2 protein-coding genes and 1 tRNA gene are annotated in these 1,870 nt (G+C 43.4%); all 3 read right to left on the reverse strand.

Translation table 11 applies throughout. The annotated features are described in order from the left end of the window. Position 1: 1 nt before the first annotated feature. Positions 2-76: transfer RNA gene (locus tag Q0192_RS14765), tRNA-Val, on the reverse strand. Positions 77-398: 322 nt separating this feature from the next. Beyond that, entirely contained in the window at positions 399-665 is a 267-nt protein-coding gene (locus Q0192_RS14770; RefSeq protein WP_299290459.1) for a hypothetical protein, read from the reverse strand. A 221-nt stretch (positions 666-886) separates the two neighbouring features. Beyond that, positions 887-1,870, reverse strand: a 984-nt coding sequence (locus Q0192_RS14775; RefSeq protein ID WP_299290462.1) for an AMP-binding protein, incomplete at its 5' end; no start/stop codon positions are given.

The raw sequence follows: 1,870 nt of genomic DNA on the forward strand, positions 1-1,870 counted from the left end.
GTGGGAGATACTGGGTTCGAACCAGTGACCCTCTGCTTGTAAGGCAGATGCTCTGAACCAGCTGAGCTAATCTCCCAATTTTTGTAAACCCTGCCGCGGCCCTCCCGATCCGTAAATCGGGATGCTCTGAACCAGCTGAGCTAATCTCCCTATTTTTGTAAACCCTGCCGTGGCCCTCCCGATTCGTAAATCGGGATGCTCTGAACCAGCTGAGCTAATCTCCCCTTGCGTTTGGGACTGCAAATATAGAAGTGCAATTTATTTTTGCAAAATATATTTTAGTTTTTTTGTCCTGTAGAAAATCAGAATAACATTTAAGGAAACTTCCAGACGGCGTAATCCTTTAAATTTCCTTGTTAATGATCTTCAATCAGCATAAAATACATTTACTATTATGCTTAATTCAGGTTATCACCAGTATTGGTTTCGATCAATAACAAAGACATACTGATGTTATCTAACTTTTCTAAAATCTGGGCAATTGAATCTTCTAACTGGCCGTTCAACCCGTAATTTACCATTAAAGCCGTGTATGTTATTCCTTTGTTAGGATCAAAACATGAATTTAAAGAAACGGCTTTATAGCCATCCAAAGCTTTTTCGCCCAATAACAATTCTAATTCGCTTGCAGAATTACTGTCTAAAATAATGTAATCAATCTCCATTTAAACCAAGTATTTTACCAGGCTCTTTACGGTAAGCAGCTTTATTAAGTTTGAGCAGGTTTAAAATTTGTTCATAATATTTTCCATGCTTCTTTTACCCCATCAAAATCATTGGCTCGTTGTACTTTTTGTACCAAAACAGAATTTACAGGGATAAAAGAAGCATTGTAAATTTTCAAAAACAGCATTTAAACAAGTTTGCCATTTATCCTGATTTAATATTATTTGTTCAACGCACCGGCCTTAATTTCTTCCACCACCGCCGGATCCAACAACGTAGAAGTATCACCCAAATTTCCTGTATCGCCTTCCGCAATTTTTCGAAGAATCCGACGCATAATTTTGCCGGAACGCGTTTTGGGCAAACCGCTTACAAACTGGATTTTATCAGGTTTGGCAATGGCACCGATGATGCGCGAAACGGTCATCGTAATATCTTTTCGGGTAAGGTTTTCATCGCCGTGCATGTTCGGGCTGACCACAAAAGCGTAAACACCTTGTCCTTTAATCTCGTGCGGATAACCAACCACGGCTGATTCTACCACATCCGTGTGCATGTTGATGGCGTTTTCCACTTCCGCCGTACCAATGCGGTGGCCGGAAACGTTCAGCACATCGTCCACACGCCCGGTGATTTTGTAGTAGCCGTCTTCATCGCGCAGGCAACCATCGCCGGTAAAATAACGGTTTGGGTAAGTGGCAAAATACGTGGTGCGGCAGCGTTCATGGTCGCCATAAGTGGTTCGCAGCATTCCCGGCCACGGAAATTTGATGCACAAGTTTCCGCTAACGCCGTTGCCTTCAATTTCGTTTCCGTTTTCATCCACCAAAACCGGCTGAATGCCAGGAAGCGGCAACGTGGCGTAACCAGGTTTGGTAGGTGTAACGCCAGCAATAGGCGAAATCATTAAGCCGCCGGTTTCTGTTTGCCACCAGGTATCGGCAATCGGGCATTTGTTGTGGCCAATTTTCTCATTAAACCAATGCCAGGCTTCTTCATTGATCGGCTCTCCTACCGAACCTAATTTGGTAAGCGAACTTAGATCTTTTCCTTTTAACGGCTCATCGCCAAAACTCATCAAAGAACGGATGGCGGTTGGCGCCGTGTATAAAATATTGACTTTATGTTTTTCTACAATATTCCACATCCGGCCGGCATCCGGCCATGTTGGGATCCCTTCAAACATCAATGCCGTTGCGCCTTG

It is taken from the genome of uncultured Mucilaginibacter sp., assembly GCF_937859865.1.
Lineage (GTDB): Bacteria > Bacteroidota > Bacteroidia > Sphingobacteriales > Sphingobacteriaceae > Mucilaginibacter_A.

Excerpts from the sequence above, each read along its gene's own strand:
- Q0192_RS14770 (WP_299290459.1), bottom strand. The coding sequence starts at position 665 with ATGGAGATTGATTACATTATTTTAGACAGTAATTCTGCAAGCGAATTA.